We start from the raw sequence: 18,966 nt of genomic DNA, 5'->3' as shown, positions 1-18,966 counted from the left end.
TGGTTGTGTTTTCTTGTGCTTCTTATTAAATGGTACTGTTTATTTAATATGCTTTTTTGATTTTTTTATCATGTTTATTTTTGGTTTGATTTTGTGATTTCTCTTTTCATTTTTTATGATAGTTTGTGATTTTTCAAAATGTTTTTATTCAATCGAACTTGATATGATTTCTATTGTCAATTGATTATTTTTGAATTTTTTCATTTTTTATAACTTGTTCTTTATTCTACTAAAGAACATATGAAGAAAATAATATATACTTATAGGTAAATATATTATTAATAGAAAAATGGGGATTTTTCTAAAAAAATACAAGTTGAGTTTAGAAATACTGAGGATTGTTTTTATGAAAAATGATTCTAAAAATCATTTTGATAACTCTAATTCTACAGATTCAATGTCTAAAGAGGAAATAACCCAATATGTTATTTCATCTTATGATTCTGGCAAAACAATGCTGGAGATTGCAAATGACATTGGCAGAAGCAAGATTTATGTTAGCAATATCATTCATCAAGTTTATACTGATGAGGAAATCAAGGTTCGCCAATACAATAAATTAAGAGGTAAAAACCAGCTTGACTTTTCAAGGTTTAAAAGTACTTCTGGAATTTATAGGGTTAGTTTTGTTGAAAATAAAAGAAATGGAAACGATTATTGGTCCTATCAATATTATGAAGGCGGCAAATTAAGAAGAATTGTTTCTGTAAATTTATACAAGTTAAAGGTCATTGTCTTGGACAAAGGCATGGATTGGATGGAATTCACTGATGATGCCAGTGAATTGGTTTTGAAGTATAAGGAAACTTATGATGAATCCTCTCTTAATAGAGAAAATAAGACAGGTTTCTTTAGAGTTACTAAACGTAAAATCAAGACAAAGCAAGGTTATACTTGGGCTTATTCCTTTAAGGAAAATGGCAAGTTGAATTTCATTAGTTCAGTTCATATAAGTACACTTAAATCTAAGGTTTTAGATAGGGGCTGGGAATGGATTGAATTGACTGAAGAAGCAAGGAAATTAGTTGAAGAAGATGAAAAATCACTTAATGCCGATTTTGACTTTTCAAACTAGGTTTTAATTCTTTTTAATACTTTTATTGCCTTTTTTTTAATTTTTTTAATACTTAATCAATTTAATATTCGCATTTTTTTTAATGATTTTTGTATAATTTCTAACAATTTTTTCATTATTTTTTAGTTGTTTTTTATTAGTTTTTTCCTTTTTTTATCTACTTTTTTCATTTTTCCTGGTTAAGTGATTTCTTATTTTTTAAGTTTTTTAAGCTTTGATTTTTTAGAAAATTTTAATTAAGGGATTTCTTATTTTTTAAGCTTTGATTTTTTAGAAAATTTTAATTAAGGGATTTCTTATTTGTTAATCCTTGATTTTTTAGAAATATTTAATTAATTGGTTTTATAAAAATATAATATTATATTAAACTTATAAAAGTTTATATAAAATAAATGATATAGGATTTATAATTATTAAAATAAGAACTTTTCAATTGAAATTTGATTTTTAATTATTTAATTAAGAGCTTTTTATTTGAATTTTGATTTTTAATTATTTAATTAAGAGCTTTTTATTTGAATTTTGATTTTTAATTATTTAATTAAGAAGTTAAATTTAATTATACTAATTAGAATAGAACTTTAAATAATAACTTAAATAAAACTTTCATGTTTATTGAATAATTCATTAGATTTGTTTGGTGATATTATGTGTGGAATTGTTGGTTGTGTATTGAAAAATGCTAATGTAGCGCCAATTCTTTTGGATTCCATTTCCAAATTGGAATATCGTGGATACGATTCTATTGGTCTTGCTACTGCTTATGATGGAAAGATTAACCTTAAAAAGGATTCTGGAAAAATCAAGGAAGTCGACGACAAGTTGCACTTTGCTGAAATGCCAGGTAATTTTGGAATTGCACATGTAAGATGGGCAACCCATGGAGATCCAAGCAAGGAAAATGCACACCCTCATCTCAATTCTGCAGGAACAATTGCTGTTGTTCACAATGGTATCATTGAAAACTATTTGGCAATTAAGGAAGAATTGATTGCTGAAGGATATGAATTCAAATCAGACACTGATACAGAAGTGATTCCACACTTGATTGACCAATTCATGAAGGAAGGATTTGATTTGGAAAATGCAGTTCGCAAAGTCATAGGTGTTATTGACGGTGCCTATGCAATTGCAGCAATCTGTGTAGATGAACCTAATAAGGTTGTAGCTACCCGTAAGGACAGTCCTTTGATTGTAGGAATTGGTGAAAATGAATACTTTGTTGCTTCTGACTTTCCAGCTATATTGAAATACACAAATAACATTGCATACCTTGAAAAGGATGAAATAGTCATCCTCACTGAAAATGGAGTGACATTTAAGGATGCAGATGGCAATGACATGAAAAAGGAGATTGACGTATTGGATTGGTCTCCTGAAATGGCTGAAAAGGAAGGATACGATCATTTCATGATTAAGGAAATCAATGAACAGGATGTTGCAATCAGAAACACTTTAGCTGAAAAGAATAAGATCAAAGCTATTGTTGATGAGGTCAAGGGAACAATCAATAGGGTTGTTTTCGTTGCATGCGGAACATCTTACCATGCGTCATTGACTGGAAAATACCTGATTGAATCATTGGTGAGAATGCCTACTGAAGTATTGCTTGCTTCTGAGTTCAAGTATTCCGCTAAGGCATTGAATGACCAGACATTGGTTATATTCATTTCACAATCCGGTGAAACTGCAGACACCTTAAAGGCATTGGATGCTGCTAACGAAACTTCCAAGACATTAGCTATTGTAAATGTAAGGGGAAGTTCAGCTACAAGAAGGGCAGATTATGTAATCCAAACCCAAGCAGGTCCTGAAATAGGTGTTGCAGCTACTAAAACATATGTAAGTCAATTGATTGCCATTTACCTATTCTCTGCACTCCTTGCAGATGACCAAGAATTGCTTAAAAGATTGGATAAGGTTCCTGATTACATTGATGAAGTTCTTAAGAAGCAAGGAATCATTCGTGAAATCTCTCGCCTTTACAAAAGGGATAAGGATGCATTCTTTATCGGCAGAGGATTCTCTTACCCTATAGCATTGGAAGGAGCATTGAAACTAAAGGAAATCTCTTATATCCATGCTGAAGGATATGCTGCAGGTGAGCTTAAGCATGGTCCTATTGCATTGATTGACAAGAACATTCCAGTAGTTGTAGTTGCACCTCCAGGTCAAGACCATAAGAAGATTATGAGCAATTTGCAGGAAGTTAAGGCAAGAGGCGCTGATATATTAGGTATTGGTGCTATTGGTGATGAAGACTTGGTGTCTGAATCTGATAATGTATTTTTAATCAATCCAGAAGTTGATGATATATTATCCCCACTTGTTTACATAGTTCCTTTTCAATTGTTAAGCTATCATGTATCTGTAATTAGAAAATTGGACCCTGATAAGCCTAAGAATTTAGCTAAGTGTGTAACTGTTGAATAGCCAAGCTTTCACTCCAAGCTTTTCCCCCAAGCTTTTCCGTTGCCTTCGGCAACGCAAAACCTTGACCAAAATTGTTTTCATGGGTTGTTTAGGGGTTAAGCACTTGGATTAATGTTTTTTTTTCACTAAAAAGAGTGTAATTAAATTATTTTATTTATTTTTACTTTATTTTAATTCTTTTTTTATATATTTTAAGGCCTTTTGCAATGATTTTTTAGCCATATGCCTATTTTTAGGATGATTGCAACTAATTAAACTGATTCTATATCAATTCTTCTTTTATAGAATATTATAAGGCCTTTTGCAATAAGGAATTGCTTTTTCAAAATGTATTCATTAATTTTATTTGCCTCTATATAATCCAGTTCGCTATTAAAATTTATCCTTTTTTCAAATTCATACAATTTTTTGACCATGTCATCTAATTAGTTTATGTTTTCATATGAAAACATGATTCTATAAACCATCCATTGGATTGAAACTTTAAAAACCCTATTCCAATCAACATCTCCATAAAGGTTTTCTATCAAATCATGTACCTTATAATATGACCCCAAAAGCCCATAAGTTGATTTTGGAGAGTAATCTGAATAGCTTCCATCATGCCTATGCCATTTATAACCGTAATAATCTATAAATGCAATTTTGTTTGCATAATATGAGTATTCATATGTGAAAATGGAATCCTCTCCAATTTGATCCTCTAAAAATTTCAAATCATTGTCCTTTATAATTGATTTCCTAAAGATCTTACTCCAGATTTCCTGGCTTATTGAGTATGGGAATTTATTCGAATGGATATACTTTTTATTGCCTTCTATTGAATCGGCATCCTCAATATCATCAAAAACTGGTATTTTCTTAACATGTTCATTATGGATGATGATGGCATTTGCACAAACCATGTCTAAATCTTCACAATCAATTAGATTATACATGGTTTCGCAGAAATCCATTTCATATTCATCATCACCGTCGATAAACATTATATATTCTGCATTTGATTTTTCAATGCCAAGGTTTCTTCCAAATCCTGGATTTCCATGATTCTCTTCACTTTCAAACAATAAGATGTTTTCATGCTTTTTGGCATATTCCCCTATAATCTCACAGGAAGAGTCAGTAGAACAGTCATCCACCATTATCAATTCAGTGTTTTCAAATCCTATGGTTTGATTTAAGATAGATTCAATGGTTCTGGATAAGTATTTTTCCTGATTATAAACTGGGCATACGACTGTTATCTTGTACATTATTCCACCTGCCTATGGTTTATTTTCTTCCGCTTCCAATTTCAAGAAGGGGAATTTTGCTCATTACAAATATCAGCAGCCAGCTTAATCCGATTATGATTACTGAACTTACAGGAAGCCAAAGGTAAGCATTTGTCTTTACTTTTGGAGCCAGGAATCCTCTGGTTGTTAAATATTGAAGCAGGATATAATGTGAGAAGTAGATTCCAAAACTGCATGATGAAAACAATACTATTGCCTCTCCCAATTTAGTTTCCCTTATCATTCTTGCATCTTTCTTAATCCATTTGGTGCTTGCATACTTGAATGCTGTAAAGAGCCCTATGGTTTCGAGAATTACAAATATGTCAAAGAAGTCTATTGGCATAAGGGCAGTTCCTCCAAGTCCCTTTAGGTATATCTTTGTAAAGTGGCCAGCTATTCCTATGAGGAATACAATGCATTCGATAGCAAACATCTTCTTGTCAGAGTACTTGAACTGCTTGTTGTGAATGTATGACCCCATAATGAAGTATCCAAGAACGGGGAAGAAGTTGAAGATAACCCTAAAGTTGTATTTCATTTGAGGATAGTCGGAAAATCCAACTGTATATAGTATGGATAGGATGAATGTAATCAAGATCAAGTATTCTGCTCCTTTTATTCCCTCTTCACGAATGAAGCTGCCTACTACTGGAATAAGAAGATAAACTCCAATGAGTGACCAGATAAACCAGAATGGTCTTGAATAATCCTGTACACCAAATGCAGTGTCTATAAAATAAGTTATTGTAGGCTGATAATGCCAAATGAGTATCCCTGCGATTATGTAGACTATAATCCAAAATAAGAATGGCAAAAACACACGCTTGAAACGCTTTTCAAGAAATTTCTTCACTTCATATTTCCTTGTCAAAAGAAGGGATCCGCTAACTGTAAAAAAGAGAGGAACACCTATTCGTGTAAGTGAGAAAACTCCACTGCAGAAAAGCCAGCTGTAGAAGTCATATGAAAATAGTCTACTTACGTGTCCTATAACAACAAGTATTATGGCAAGTGAACGGACTTCATCTAGATACAATATTCGCTTGGGACTTATGCTCATTATATCACTTATGATTATATCTTTTTGTTCGTATTAATAAAGATATTTAATATTTTTTTAGTTTTTATTTACATAGTGATGAATTTAATTTTCTTTTTTGATTTTTTAGTAGTGCATACTTTATCTATTAAAGTTATTTATAAGATAATGACAAATATTATTAATAATCAAAAAACTATTTTATTTTTAATTTTTTATGGTGTTTTTATGGAATATGATTATTTAATTGTTGGTTCCGGTTTATTCGGTTCCGTTTTTGCATATGAAATGTCTAAAAAAGGAAAGAAATGTTTAGTCATTGAAAAAAGAGCTCATGTTGGTGGAAATGTTTATACCAAAGAGGAATTTGGTATAAATGTGCATAAATATGGTGCTCATATATTCCATACAGATAATAAAGAGATTTGGAATTACATCAATCAATTTGCTGACTTTAACCGTTACACAAATTCACCTGTTGCAAATTATAATGGTGAATTATACAACCTTCCTTTCAATATGAACACTTTCTATCAGATGTGGAAAGTGAAGACTCCTGAGGAAGCTAAGGTAAAGATTGAAGAGCAAAAAAGAGAAGCAAATATTGAAAATCCATCAAACATTGAAGAGCAAGCTATTTCCCTTGTTGGAAAAGACATTTATGAAAAGCTTGTTAAGGGATATACTGAAAAGCAATGGGGAAGGGATTGTAAGGATCTTCCGGCTTTTATTATAAAAAGGCTTCCTGTAAGGTTTACATTTGATAATAATTACTTTAATGACTTATATCAAGGAATTCCAATTGGCGGATACACTAAAATCATTGAAAAGATGCTTGAAGGTGTTGAAGTAAGGTTGAATACAGATTTCTTTGATGATAAGGAAAACTGGTTAAAAATAGCTGATAAAGTCATATTTACTGGAATGATTGACCAGTATTATGATTATTGCTTTGGAGAGCTTGAATACAGAGGCCTTGATTTTGAGTTTGAAACACTTGATATGGAAAACTATCAGGGAAATGCAGTTATCAATTACACTGATAGGGAAACTCCTTTCACAAGAATCATTGAGCATAAGCATTTTGAGAATGCTGAATCTGAAAAGACAGTCATTACAAGGGAATATCCTAAAGCATGGGAAAAAGGAGAAGAAGCCTATTATCCTATGAATGATGAAAGGAATAGTGAACTCTTTGCCAAGTATAAGGAATTGGCAGATAAGGAAGATAATGTTATCTTTGGTGGAAGGCTTGGAATGTATCAATACTTTGATATGTGGAAGGTGATTGAAGAAGCTTTGAAACTGGTAGATGGAATTGAGTAAATTATTTTTCTAATTTTTATTTTTTATTCTATAACTTGTATAAAAATCATTTTTTCCTTTAATGTCATGAAATGAAAATTCTTTTATTTTAAGTATTCTATTGTAAAAGCCATTATCAAATGTAATAAAATCTAATTTATCATTTATTCTTAAATTATGGTCATGAGCGTCCAAAATTATTTTGTCATCTGGATGATGTACATCCATTTCTTTTAATTTTTTATGTAATTTGGCATATGGTTTCATTCTTCTTTCAGTAATTTTTATTCTTTTTTCAATTTGCTCCTTCCTATTAAAAGAATAAATGTCCAAATTGTTTAAACAATTGAAAATCGCTTGTTGTATTATTTCGTTTTTTGGAAATTGTTCTTTCACATATCTTACCCAAAAGGGTTCTAAAGAACTTTTAATCTCACCCTTTATCATTTTGTTAAATTTTTTGTTGGAAATTAATTTCTTTAAATCTTTTAAGGATGATAAATTGGCATTTTTATTATAAGTTTCCATTAATAAATTTTCAAAAAATTCCTGCAGGATTTTTCTTTTTTTAGTAAAAACAAAATCTGCTTCTAATTTGACTTTTTGAGAATATATGATAGTTTGATATTCTTCAAATACTTGATTTGCTTTATAATGTAGTGAATCAATATGGAAGATATATGCAATTAAGATATTCGTATCAATAAAACTTTTCATATATTTGCTCCTTTTTGAATAATTTTATAATTTTATAAAGGTATTTGTAATTTTGGATAATGTATCCTCATCATAATTTTCACTTTGCTTGCATATTTTTGTATAAAAGTACTGTTCATAGGAAACTAATTTCATGTTAAATTCTTTATGCTCATTTAAATAATTCTCTTCATCTAATTTGGTTTTCATCTGAATTAAATTGTAAAATAAATTCATCAATGTTTTAATGGATGGAAGTTGATTCAGTAATTCTTTATTATCCAAAATATAAAATGCCATTCTTTTGATAGAGAAAAAATCGTAGTATTCATCTTTATAAAGTTTCATTTCCCTTAAAATATTTGATAGGGATTCAAAAGATTCCTTTAGTTCAATAATTAATTTATTGAGCAGATTTTCATTTTTGGATGTTATTTTTTCAATGCTTTTCAATATTTTTTCATTCAATTCATTAAAAAGATTTATGAAATTTGAATATGTCTGTTGATTTTCAAGAATATTATTTGATGGTGGGAACCCATATTTCATGTTTCACCTCTAAAGTTTTCATAAAAATAAGTTTAATGGTTCTCATATTTAAGTATATCCTTTTTAAAAATACTTTTTTACTAAATTAAAGCAATATTATAATTGAATTGTTAAAAATAATGGTTTTTATTAAATATAGTTTAATATAGTAAACTTTTATCCATTTAAAATTTATCTATTTTTTATTCTTAAAAACAGATTTTTAATAAAAATAGCTAATGAATTGTTTAGTGAAAATATTTTTATAAAGATGTTTATCACTAAATTAAAAGCAAAGCTTGCTGTATTTACTCTTGTTCCAATTTTATAATCTTTATAATAAGGTTTCATAATGTTTAAGAACTTATTTTGACAATCCTTTTCAATATCTGCATACATGTAGATTTTAGTCATGTCTATAATCAATTCGGATTTTAATGTATCGTATTTTGTTTCACTTTTCAATAGATCCATTATTTTTAAAAATCCTCTTAATTGCTTTTGAAGCATGGATTTGGAGAATATTTGGCAAGTAGACTTGTCTTCCCCTTCTGTTCTAAGCTGATATCCGTATCCTAAAAAGCCATTTAGGATTATGATTCCTTTAGCTTTCAAGTATGATGCAGTGCAGAAGTAAACATCTTCGTAAAGGTCTCCCTTTGGAAAATTGATACTGTTTTCTAAAATCATTGATTTTCTAAAGATCTTGGTCCAAATCATTGTAGGATGTCCTAAGGTCATGATATTTGGGAAATCCTCAATAGAATCTAAATGGATTATGTCTTTTTCTTTATCGTATTTTCCTTTGAACTCGTATTTTTCTGGATTGAAATCATCTAAAAATGAGTTAGGTATTTTAGTGTTTATATCATATCTGCATGAAACAACATCTATATCATTGTCATTTATTGTTTTGTGCATCTCTTCACACATTGTTGGATAATAGATGTCGTCATTGTCTAAAAACATGATGTATTCTGATGTGGCATTTTCAATTCCAACATTTCTTGGTTGGCTTGCAGTGCAGCTGTTTCCTTCTAAAAAAATAGATTTTATATTTTCATATTTTTCTGATAATTCATTTAAAATGGATTTAGTATTGTCATTTGAATTGTCATCCACTAAAATAAGCTCAATGTTTTCAAATCCAAGACTTTGTTCCTTTATAGAATTAACTGCTTCTAATATATAATTTTCAGCATTATATGTTGGTACAATTACAGTTAATTTATAAGTCATTTTATCATCTTTCCCTAATTAAACTTTATAAAATATAATAAATTCAGTCTTAAATTCTAATTGTATTTTATTTTTTTAAATTTTACTTTATAAGTTTAACTAATGGGATATTTAAAAAATTTAAATAATATTTTAAATAATATAAATTAAATATATTTTATTGATATTCGATAAATTTTCTTATTAAAAATAAAAAATTCTAAATTTTAGGTTAAAATTATGTCAAGTTCAGAAAAGATTCAGTTATATGTTATTTCACACAGTGAAGAGGCTATTCGTGAAATCAGAAATGATGATATTTACACTCCTTTATTTGTAGGCAGAAATGGAAAGGAGAATTTCGGATTTGCAAGTGATGATAGCATTGAAGATAACATATCATCTAAAAATAAGGATTATTGTGAATTAACAGGATTGTATTGGATGTGGAAAGGTTCCAATGCGGATATAATCGGTTTATGTCATTATCGTCGTTATTTTAAAGGAAAAAATGGTAAATTAATGGAATCTGATGAAATATTGGATTATTTGTCTAATCATGATATTATTTTGCCTAAAAAGTCTGATTTAATAAAAGGTTCCTATTGGGAAACTTACGAAGGGCATTATTTATTTAAGGCTTTAGAAATCACAAGAGATGTATTAAAGGAGCTCTCTCCAGAATATTTGGAGACCTTTGAAAAAATGCTGAACCAATCCAGCTTTTCCAACTACAATATGTTTATAGCAAGGAAGGAAATAATTGATCCATACTGCGAATGGGTATTTCCAATCCTTGAAGAAGTTGAAAACAGAATAAATGTCGATGAATATCCTCGTGTATTTGGACTTATTTCAGAAGCTATTTTCAATGTTTGGATTGAATATAACAAATTAAATATAAAAGAAGTCCCTATTTACTATTTGGGAAATGACTTAAGGTTTAGAATGGCCTTATCAGATAATGTGGTCTTAAGAAAAGGATATCAATTCCTATACTTCAATTTCTTTAAGAAATCAATTGGAAAATCAGTTGAAAAGAAAATTCATGATTTATTTTACTAGTTTATCTTATTAAAAGTGTTAATATGGCTGATGTAAAAACTTTATTTAAAAATGTTAGTTGGGTAACAATATCTCAGGTAATAGTTAATTTATGTGCATTCCTATGGACAATAGCTATTGCACGTTACCTTGGAGTAAATGATTACGGTATCTTATCCTTTGCCATTTCATTTACTGTTCTTTTAGGTATGGGTACAGATATTGGTATGAGCACTTTTGCCACACGTGAAATCTCCAAGGAAAAATCCCTAACTAATAAGTTAATAAATAATGTAATTCCCTTTAAGATAGTTTTATCAGTCTTATTGTTTATTGTAACTGCTTTAATTCTGATTTTAATGGGATATGATAAGTTAACCATTGAAGTTTCCTTAATCATCTCAATTGAAACCATTTTCATTTGCATGATTAAATTCATGGCGGGAGTATTTCAAGCACATGAAGACGTTAGAATCAATTCTATTGGAGATATGATTGCAAGCTTGCTTCTTCTTGTATTCACATTCATAACAATATATTTTGATTTAGGATTAAAGGCAATTGCAATGTCTTACACACTTGCTTATTTAGTTTATTTGATTATTATGACTTATGAAATCATTAAGCATTATGGAGTTCCAAAATTTGAATTGGACATTCCATTTTGGATTGATACTGCTAAAAAGTCAATTCCTTTTGGCTTAAGTATCTTTTTCTACACCGTCTATTTCTCCATCGATATTGTCATGATACAGATGATTGCAGGAGATTATGCTACAGGATTATATAACTCTGCATATAAGATAGTCTCTGTCTTTGCAGCATTTTATGTGATTTATCAATATGTGATTTTCCCATTAATGAGTAAGCTTTATGCAGAGGACACCAATCTTTTAAAGGTCAGCTTTGAACAATCCTTTAAGTATTCCCTATTGATATTGCTTCCTTTAAGCATTGGAGTCTTCCTATATTCCGATTATATAATCAATTTAATTTACAGCAGCCAATATGCATTAGCTTCACCAGCTATGCAAATTCTTATTTGGACAGTTGTTTTCCTATTTATCAATGGTGTAGCAACATCCTTGCTAAATTCAATTGGAAAAGAAGTATCTGTAACTAAAATTTATGTGATTGCAGCTATTTTCAACATTGCTTTGAATTATTTGATGATTCCTGTTTTATCATATAATGGTGCAGCAATTACAACTGTGCTTAGTGAAATATTGATTTTCATCCTTATGATGCATTCAATTTCCAAAACAGATTACAGACCAAACAGGTCTTTATTGAAAACAATTGTTAAATTAGTCATTTGCGGCATTATTTTAGCTATTGTCCTTTCCTTAATAGATGTGTCATTATGGTTGGCTATTCCTATTGGATTAGTTGTATATATTGTATCTTTGTTTATCACTCATACAGTTGATGATACTGATAAATATATTATTAATGAATTACTAAATAGATAATAAGAATAATAAATTTTTATATTAAAACTTATTACTTTATTTATGATTTCATTCTTTTTTTTAAATTTAGAATTTAGGGGCTAAATTATGAATCCATTATTTAAGAGATTGGCAAAAAAGACTTATCACAAGGCACAGGATAATGCTTTAGGTAAAAGATCCATAATTTTAGCTTTCACTATGCGTAAATTAACAAGAAAATTTGGTACTAAAGAGAAAGCCAGCAGTTATTTGGCTAAAAATATGCATAAGTTCTATGTAACCAGCTCTAAATTCAATAAGGGAACCCAGATTAAAAACCTCTTGCGGAAAGTTGACATTGATATTCCTGAAGAGGGATTCGTATTCTTTTTGGATGAATTCAAAAACTTGTCTGAAGATGGCCACATTATTGATAATATCTCTATAGAATATTCTAAGGTTCTTGAGAATTCCATTGATTATTATAATGAATTGTACTTCTATCCTAAGGCAGGTCGTGGTTTTGCTCGTGACTTAAGTTCTGATTTTATTAAAAACCAGTTAGACACTCTTGACGGCATCGAACTATTCATTTATGATATTGTAAAAAAACTTAAACGGTCAAATCATAATGAAAGGGCAAAATATGCCTGCTACTTTGAAAATATGATTGACAGACCTGCAGAACACTTTGAAGAGGCTTTGCAAAGAATACTTTTCTATAATCAGATTTTATGGCAAACAGGTCATGAATTAAATGGTTTAGGTCGTTTGGATAAGATTCTTGAAGATTACTATTTTGATGATTTAAATAGTGGTGTCATTTCACAAAAAGAGGCATATCATTTGGTGAAATCCTTCTTAAAAACCTTGCACTCTTATTATTGGTATAAAAGTGCCGCTTTAATGGGAGATACTGGACAAGTGATTGTTCTCGGTGGAAAATATGATGATGAATATGGTGAATACTATTCATATAATGATTTGACTTACATGTTTATTCAAGCAATATATGAATTGCAATTGCCTGATCCAAAAGTTTTGCTTAGAGTCAGCAATGAAACTCCTCGTGACTTGATGGAACTTGCCCTTAAAACCATGAATACTGGTGTAGGCAGTCCATTGCTCTCTAATGATGAAGTCATCATTCCAAAAATGATTGAATTTGGATATGATAAGCAGGATGCAAATAATTATGTTGTATCTGCATGTTGGGAGCCAAGTGCTGTAGGAAAGGGTTTTGAACAGAACAATATCAATTTCATTTCATTCCTAAAGCCTCTAAATGAGTTGTTTGACAATGAAACAGACCAGTTTTTAGATAATATACTCACTTTTGATGAATTATTCAATTCATATAAATATCATCTTAAAAAGGAGGCGGATGAAATAATAGTTTTCCTTGATAATATTGAATGGAATACAGACCCTCTATTATCATTATTCATTGATGACTGCAATGAAAGGAATTTGGATATTTCTCAAGGGGGAGCTAAGTATAATCATTATGGAATCACTACTGTAGCCCTTGCAAATACTGTAAATAGTTTATACAATCTTAATGAATTGGTGTTTAGGCAAAGGAAATACAGTTTGACTGAATTGAATAATATGAGAAAAAATAACTTTAAGAAAGACAAGTATCAGGATGCCTATAATGATTTAAAGAATATGAAACCTCAATTCGGTATGGATGATGAGGAAATAGTTAGCTTGACTAATGAAATAATCAATTATTTGGAGGATTGCCTAAAGGATTATACCAATAAGTTTGGCGGTAAGATCAAATTTGGATTAAGCGCACCTTCATACATTAGTGCTGGTGAAGAGATTTCCGCTTCATTTGATGGCAGAAAAGCAGGAGAACCTTTCTCTACTCACATTTCATCCGATTCAGTGAAAAGCTATACTGAGCTTATGAGATTTGCATCTAAAATTGACTTTGGAGGAGCTAAATTCAATGGGAATGTAGTTGACTTTATGGCATCTCCAAGCTTTATAGAAAACAATTTTGATAAGTTTGCTGACTTTTTGGAAATCAGTGCAAAATTAGGCTATTTCCAAATGCAAATGAATGTTGTAAGCAGCAAAACTTTAATTGAAGCAAAGGAAAATCCTGAAGCCCATCCTAATTTGATTGTAAGAGTATGGGGATTCAGCGCTTACTTTAATGACTTGCCAGAGTCTTATAAGGATGTATTAATCCAAAGGGCTTTAAAAAATGAATCTAAGGTAGCTATTTAAATTATTCTTTTTTTAATTCCTTTTTTTATTATTTTCCAGTGATATCATGACAGTTAGAATAACAAATATTCAGCATTTTTCATTGCATGATTGTCCAGGTATTAGGACTACCGTTTTTTTAAAGGGATGCAATTTGACTTGTCCATGGTGCTGTAATCCTGAAAATATTGATTTTAAAATAGAGGAATATAATCATGATGATGAAAATGACTTCTTTGGCTATGATATTTCATTAGATGATTTGGAAAAGGGAAATCCTAAAGGATGAGATTTATTATGATGATGGCAAAGGAGGAGTAACATTCTCTGGAGGGGAACCTCTTCTTCAAATAAAGTCATTAGATCCACTTTTAAATAATTTAAAAGATAAAGGAATCAATATTTGTTTTGAAACTTCATTGTCTGTTCCCCCAGACCTTTTGGAAATGGCAATTGATTACATTGATGAATTGTTTATTGATATTAAGCTTTTAGATAATGATAATGCAAAAGAAGTTTTAAATCTGGATGTTGAAGTATATTTTGAAAATTTAAAATTGATAGATAATTCCAATATTAAAAAGGAGAACATTACTTTTAGAATTCCTTTAAATAATGAATATACATTAAAAGAAAATAATGTAAATCTTATTTTAAATCTTATTGAAAAATACTTTGATTATAAAGTGGAGATTTTTAAAACTCATAATTTGGCTAAAAGCAAATATGAATCATTAAATAAGGAATTTAAGCAATTTTCAGAGATTAGTGATGATTTGCTTAATGAAGTTTATGATGAAATTAAGAAAATCAATTCCAATGTTGAGATTATTAGCTTATGATTTTTTATTTTATTCTTATTTTTTTCATTTTTATTAAAATTTAAATAATAATTTAACTAATATAAGAATGTATTAATTATTTTTTACTAATTTTTAAAACTATTTAAAGTGATTAAATGAGTTATGTTGAAGAGTCTACAGTAATTGATGATACCATATATAATTTGATCAATGAAGCATTTGACAATGAAAGAGAGTACAAGGATTCAAAGTATAGAAATTCTATTTTTACTGAACATAATGAATACTTTGTCAAGATAGATGATGGGTCATACAGCATCAAGTCAAAGGAAATAAACCATAAGGTAGAAACATTGCACACTTCAACTGGAGCTATAAGCGAATCCTTTGAAAAGTTCATAAAGCCATTGAAGCTTAATTATGATGAGGACATAGCTATTTTAGACATCTGTGCAGGACTTGGATACAATTCATCAGCAGCTATTGACGATTTCTTAAAAAACAGCAATAAAAATCTCCATATCGACATGCTTGAAATATCTAAGCCAACCCTTGCAGCAGGTCTTATGGTTCCTTCTCCTATAGAAGCTCATGACATCACTAAAAAGGCAATTGAAAAAGCACTGTTGGATGCTGATTATGCTTCTTTGGAACTGGAGAAAACTGAAATTCCAGAAAACATTGACTTGAAGATTCATATTGATGATGCAAGGAAAGTCATACAAAATCTTCCTGACAATACTTATGATGCCATATTTTTGGATCCTTTTAGTCAAAATATGTCGCCTGAGCTGGTTAGCCTTGAGTTTTTTAAACAATTTAGAAGGGTCATTAAAGATAATGGAATAGTCGCCACATATACTTCATCCGCGCCAGTGAGAATGGCATTTATTGAAGCGGATTTTTATGTATCCTTAGGTCCAATCTTTGGACGATTTCAAGGTGGTACCTTGGCATCACCAAGTCTTGAAAATCTGACCAAATCATTGGTGAAAAATGATGAGATTAAGATGGCATTATCTGATGTGGGAATTCCATTCAGGGATCCTAATCTTGACTTGTCCTCTCAAGAGATTCTTGACAATAGAACAGAAGAGAGACATAAGGCTCGTCATAACACTAAAATATCATCTGCAGTAAAGACTCCTATATTCTTAGGTCAGGAAATGGATGATGAGCCATTGAAAAGAAGGGTAGAGAGAAACCTTGCCAAGATGAATATTCCTGGTGTCCTATCAAAAGAGGCTTTTTATATTGTAGAGCCTATGAATGATTATGATGAAGAGTATTTTGAAGACAACAATACCAGAACACGTGTATTGGAAATGATTAAACGTTTGGATGAAGTTAAAAACAATAAGGCTGATTTTTAGTGTTTAATTGTCCTACAACTAATTTTCAACTTTAAAAAATGGGATAAAATTTATTTTTAAAAAATAGTTGAATCAGCAAAATAAGCTACTGTTAAAGCAAATAGAAATTGAAAAAATAGTTGAATCAGTAAAAAAAACGTCTTAATCAGTTAAATTAAATAAAAATCATAAAAATAGCAAAATAAGAAAAAAATCAAAAATTAAAAAAAATAAAAAATAGAAGTTTAGATTAAATATCTAAACTATAATAAATTTATTGAAGTACTTCAGGACTTGGGTTGATAGGTGAATCAAAATGAGTTAATGGAAAATCTAAATCATTTGGATATTATGGATTAAGTTCTCAAGTGAGCTTGAATTGCTTACTTGACTAAAGATTGCATCTCCTTTTTTACGTGGACCTATTTCCTTAAGTGTGCCATTAACTTTCTCGTAAAGTTTGCCTCCTTCCATTTTCGCTGAGATATTAGATGGACTGAATTGGATAGGTTCAAGATATTCTCTTGTTAAAGTTGTCTCATTTATGATTCTGTGACCCTTTTTTTATATAATTCTTCGATTTCTTTTGAAATGCCGTCACCTCTTGGTTCGTGATCTTTAGGGTCTTCACATAATCTTCCTTGTTCAAATATTATAATTCCACCTAATTGTTTTCTGTGATTTGGTTTGTTATTAGTGATTACTTTTCCACCTGTTTTTATTACATGGTCGATATCAATAACCTTAGTATTCTTTTCCATATCTAAGTGAATTGCAGTAGCACAACTAATGCCTACAATTAAAATAAATAATGCCATTGCTATCCTTAATAGTTTTTTCATTTTTATTCATCCTCAATTTTTTAAAGAATAAAGTATAATTCTTTTTTTATCTTGATATTTTGGACTTATATTTTATTCTTATTTATCTATCTTTAATAGATGACTTATAAAGATTTTTGAGTGCAAGTGCTTACTTGCACTTTAAATTCATCAATAATGATATTTCTATTGGAATAATAAGAAAATAAGGACAAATATTTATTTTTTTCATTATCTAAGTTTTTTAACAGTTTTAACTATTTAATGATTTTTAGAAATTTAAGCAAAAAATATTTTGTTGCTATTTATGCTTGTTTAATTATTAAATAACTAATATCTATTTTTTATTTTTTATTTACTCTTGTTTTTAATCTTTATTTTTAATTTAAGGTGTAAGCAAGTACTTGCACTCGATAATATTTATATAATGCCTTTTTCATAATAATTTTATTGAAAACTTTATTTAGTTAAATGGGGATGTAATAAAATGAGAAAAATCTTTTTTATATTTTTGCTATTGATTTCAGTCAGTTTGATTAGCGTTTCAACTGTTGCTGCTAGTGATATGGCTGATGAAGTAATTGGAATTGAGAATATTGATCAAGCTAATAGTGATGAAGTGCTTGGTATTGAGAATCTTGGTCAAACTAATGATGATGAAGTGCTTGGTATTGATAATCTTGATCAAGCAACTGCTGATGTAGCTATTGGTGAAATTGATGCAGGGAATTTAGCTGCTGATGACACTGGTGACAATGTGGTATCTGCTCCTGTAAGCAGGAAATCCACTTCCTCTAAAAAGTTATCTGCATCACAGCCTTATGCTTTTAAAGTTTTAAATCAAAATATTGGTACATATACTATACTTAATTTATATGATGATTATGCTTATTATTCTGACTGTGATTCTGATTTTGAAGATGGTATCCTAATTGACCATAACATAATCATTGAAGGCAATGGCCATACTATAGATGCAAGAGGATATTCAAGAATTTTTAAGATAGTTCGTAATGACATTGATGTTGTCATTAAAAATCTCAACCTTATCAATGGATGGACCAGAGATATAGGTGGTGCAGCTATATTTGGTAACTGCACAGCTATAAACTGTACCTTTAATAATAATGATTTTGGATATAAGGGATTAGGTGGCGCTATGTATGGCGGATGTGCAATAAACTGTACCTTTGAAGACAATAATGCTGATAATTATGAGTCCGTATTTTCTAAAGGTGGGGCTATGTTTAACGGCACTGCTATAGGCTGCATTTTCAGAAAAAATGGTGCAGCTAAAGGTGGAGCTGTAGCCAATTGTACTGTGGTAAATTGCATATTTGAAGAAAACCTCTCTGGAAACTGGGGAGGTGCAATGTTAGGAGGATATGCTAAAAACTGTACTTTCATTAGAAATTACGCTCCAATGTCTGGTGGTGGAATGGATACTGAAGATGCACCACTTGTTGCTGAAGATTGTACCTTTATAGAAAATAAGGCAAATGTTGGTGCTGCTTTTGCTAAAGGCACTGCCATAAGATGTGTGTTTATCAATAACATTGCAGCAGATTGGGGAGCAAGTGCTATCCAATGGGGTAATGCAACAAATTGTATATTTAATAATGATACAGTTTTGGAGACCAATATTTTGAATGCTTAACTTTATCCCATTTCTTTTCTTTTACTTTTTTTTTTTTTTTTTTTTTTTTTTTTTTTTTTTTT

General features: G+C 29.8%; 18 protein-coding genes. 10 read left to right on the top strand and 8 right to left on the bottom strand.

From position 1 onward, the window contains the following. The first annotated feature begins 346 nt into the window (after positions 1 to 346). Together QZV12_RS09155 and glmS are read left to right on the top strand one after the other, a co-directional pair. Complete coding sequence (locus QZV12_RS09155) at positions 347 to 1,075, top strand: hypothetical protein (protein WP_295620650.1); 729 nt, start codon at positions 347 to 349, stop codon at positions 1,073 to 1,075. Between the two features lie 648 nt (positions 1,076 to 1,723). Then, a complete protein-coding gene (glmS, locus tag QZV12_RS09150) occupies positions 1,724 to 3,508 on the top strand; it encodes a glutamine--fructose-6-phosphate transaminase (isomerizing) (RefSeq protein ID WP_295620647.1) in 1,785 nt (594 codons plus the stop codon). Between the two features lie 251 nt (positions 3,509 to 3,759). Here glmS and QZV12_RS09145 read toward each other — a convergent pair whose 3' ends face one another. Genes QZV12_RS09145 through QZV12_RS09135 form a run of 3 tightly spaced genes read right to left on the bottom strand, consistent with a single transcriptional unit; the run spans position 3,760 to position 5,845 of the window. After that, entirely contained in the window at positions 3,760 to 3,924 is a 165-nt protein-coding gene (locus QZV12_RS09145; protein ID WP_295620644.1) for a hypothetical protein, read from the bottom strand. Between the two features lie 9 nt (positions 3,925 to 3,933). After that, positions 3,934 to 4,761 carry a glycosyltransferase family A protein gene (locus tag QZV12_RS09140; protein WP_295620641.1) on the bottom strand — a complete coding sequence of 276 codons (828 nt, stop codon included), beginning with the start codon at positions 4,759 to 4,761 and terminating at the stop codon, positions 3,934 to 3,936. A gap of 19 nt (positions 4,762 to 4,780) precedes the next feature. Next, positions 4,781 to 5,845 carry an acyltransferase gene (locus QZV12_RS09135; RefSeq protein WP_295620638.1) on the bottom strand — a complete coding sequence of 355 codons (1,065 nt, stop codon included), beginning with the start codon at positions 5,843 to 5,845 and terminating at the stop codon, positions 4,781 to 4,783. A 207-nt stretch (positions 5,846 to 6,052) separates the two neighbouring features. On the opposite strand from QZV12_RS09135, the gene glf reads away from it, so the two are divergent. Further along, entirely contained in the window at positions 6,053 to 7,150 is a 1,098-nt protein-coding gene (glf, locus tag QZV12_RS09130; RefSeq protein WP_295620635.1) for a UDP-galactopyranose mutase, read from the top strand. 9 nt (positions 7,151 to 7,159) lie between these two features. Here the strand turns inward: glf and QZV12_RS09125 are convergent, their stop codons facing one another. The 3 genes from QZV12_RS09125 to QZV12_RS09115 all read right to left on the bottom strand — a co-directional run bounded on the left by QZV12_RS09125 (position 7,160) and on the right by QZV12_RS09115 (position 9,592). Continuing rightward, positions 7,160 to 7,846, bottom strand: coding sequence for a hypothetical protein (locus QZV12_RS09125; protein WP_295620632.1), 687 nt, complete (start codon positions 7,844 to 7,846; stop codon positions 7,160 to 7,162). 24 nt (positions 7,847 to 7,870) lie between these two features. Beyond that, entirely contained in the window at positions 7,871 to 8,374 is a 504-nt protein-coding gene (locus QZV12_RS09120) for a hypothetical protein (protein WP_295620628.1), read from the bottom strand. A 171-nt stretch (positions 8,375 to 8,545) separates the two neighbouring features. After that, on the bottom strand, positions 8,546 to 9,592 hold the full coding sequence (locus QZV12_RS09115) for a glycosyltransferase family 2 protein (RefSeq protein WP_295620625.1): 1,047 nt from the start codon (positions 9,590 to 9,592) through the stop codon (positions 8,546 to 8,548). Between the two features lie 219 nt (positions 9,593 to 9,811). On the opposite strand from QZV12_RS09115, the gene QZV12_RS09110 reads away from it, so the two are divergent. From QZV12_RS09110 to QZV12_RS09085, 6 genes are all read left to right on the top strand, one after another. Beyond that, the gene (locus tag QZV12_RS09110; RefSeq protein WP_295620621.1) at positions 9,812 to 10,636 is read left to right on the top strand and encodes a DUF4422 domain-containing protein; all 825 of its coding nucleotides are present in this window, start codon (positions 9,812 to 9,814) and stop codon (positions 10,634 to 10,636) included. Between the two features lie 23 nt (positions 10,637 to 10,659). Beyond that, a complete protein-coding gene (locus QZV12_RS09105; protein WP_295620618.1) occupies positions 10,660 to 12,087 on the top strand; it encodes a flippase in 1,428 nt (475 codons plus the stop codon). A gap of 87 nt (positions 12,088 to 12,174) precedes the next feature. Then, positions 12,175 to 14,292, top strand: coding sequence for a pyruvate formate lyase family protein (locus QZV12_RS09100; protein WP_295620615.1), 2,118 nt, complete (start codon positions 12,175 to 12,177; stop codon positions 14,290 to 14,292). Between the two features lie 46 nt (positions 14,293 to 14,338). Continuing rightward, positions 14,339 to 14,560: a 4Fe-4S cluster-binding domain-containing protein gene (locus QZV12_RS09095; protein ID WP_295620611.1), complete on the top strand. Its 222-nt coding sequence runs from the start codon at positions 14,339 to 14,341 to the stop codon at positions 14,558 to 14,560. Beyond that, a complete protein-coding gene (locus QZV12_RS09090) occupies positions 14,529 to 15,113 on the top strand; it encodes a radical SAM protein (RefSeq protein WP_295620608.1) in 585 nt (194 codons plus the stop codon). Before QZV12_RS09095 ends, QZV12_RS09090 begins: the two co-directional genes overlap by 32 nt. 116 nt (positions 15,114 to 15,229) lie before the next feature. Continuing rightward, positions 15,230 to 16,447 carry an MnmC family methyltransferase gene (locus QZV12_RS09085; protein WP_295620606.1) on the top strand — a complete coding sequence of 406 codons (1,218 nt, stop codon included), beginning with the start codon at positions 15,230 to 15,232 and terminating at the stop codon, positions 16,445 to 16,447. Positions 16,448 to 16,759: 312 nt separating this feature from the next. Here the strand turns inward: QZV12_RS09085 and QZV12_RS09080 are convergent, their stop codons facing one another. Together QZV12_RS09080 and QZV12_RS09075 are read right to left on the bottom strand one after the other, a co-directional pair. Beyond that, entirely contained in the window at positions 16,760 to 16,900 is a 141-nt protein-coding gene (locus tag QZV12_RS09080) for a hypothetical protein (protein ID WP_295620604.1), read from the bottom strand. Positions 16,901 to 16,968: 68 nt separating this feature from the next. Further along, positions 16,969 to 17,268 (bottom strand): hypothetical protein, encoded by a 300-nt coding sequence (locus QZV12_RS09075; RefSeq protein WP_295620601.1) that lies wholly within the window; start codon positions 17,266 to 17,268, stop codon positions 16,969 to 16,971. 466 nt (positions 17,269 to 17,734) lie between these two features. On the opposite strand from QZV12_RS09075, the gene QZV12_RS09070 reads away from it, so the two are divergent. Then, positions 17,735 to 18,904 (top strand): hypothetical protein, encoded by a 1,170-nt coding sequence (locus QZV12_RS09070; protein ID WP_295620598.1) that lies wholly within the window; start codon positions 17,735 to 17,737, stop codon positions 18,902 to 18,904. Positions 18,905 to 18,966 lie beyond the last annotated feature (62 nt).

The organism is uncultured Methanobrevibacter sp., assembly GCF_902769175.1.
In the GTDB taxonomy this organism is placed as follows: domain Archaea; phylum Methanobacteriota; class Methanobacteria; order Methanobacteriales; family Methanobacteriaceae; genus Methanobrevibacter.
This window is presented reverse-complemented; position numbering and strand designations above follow the sequence as displayed.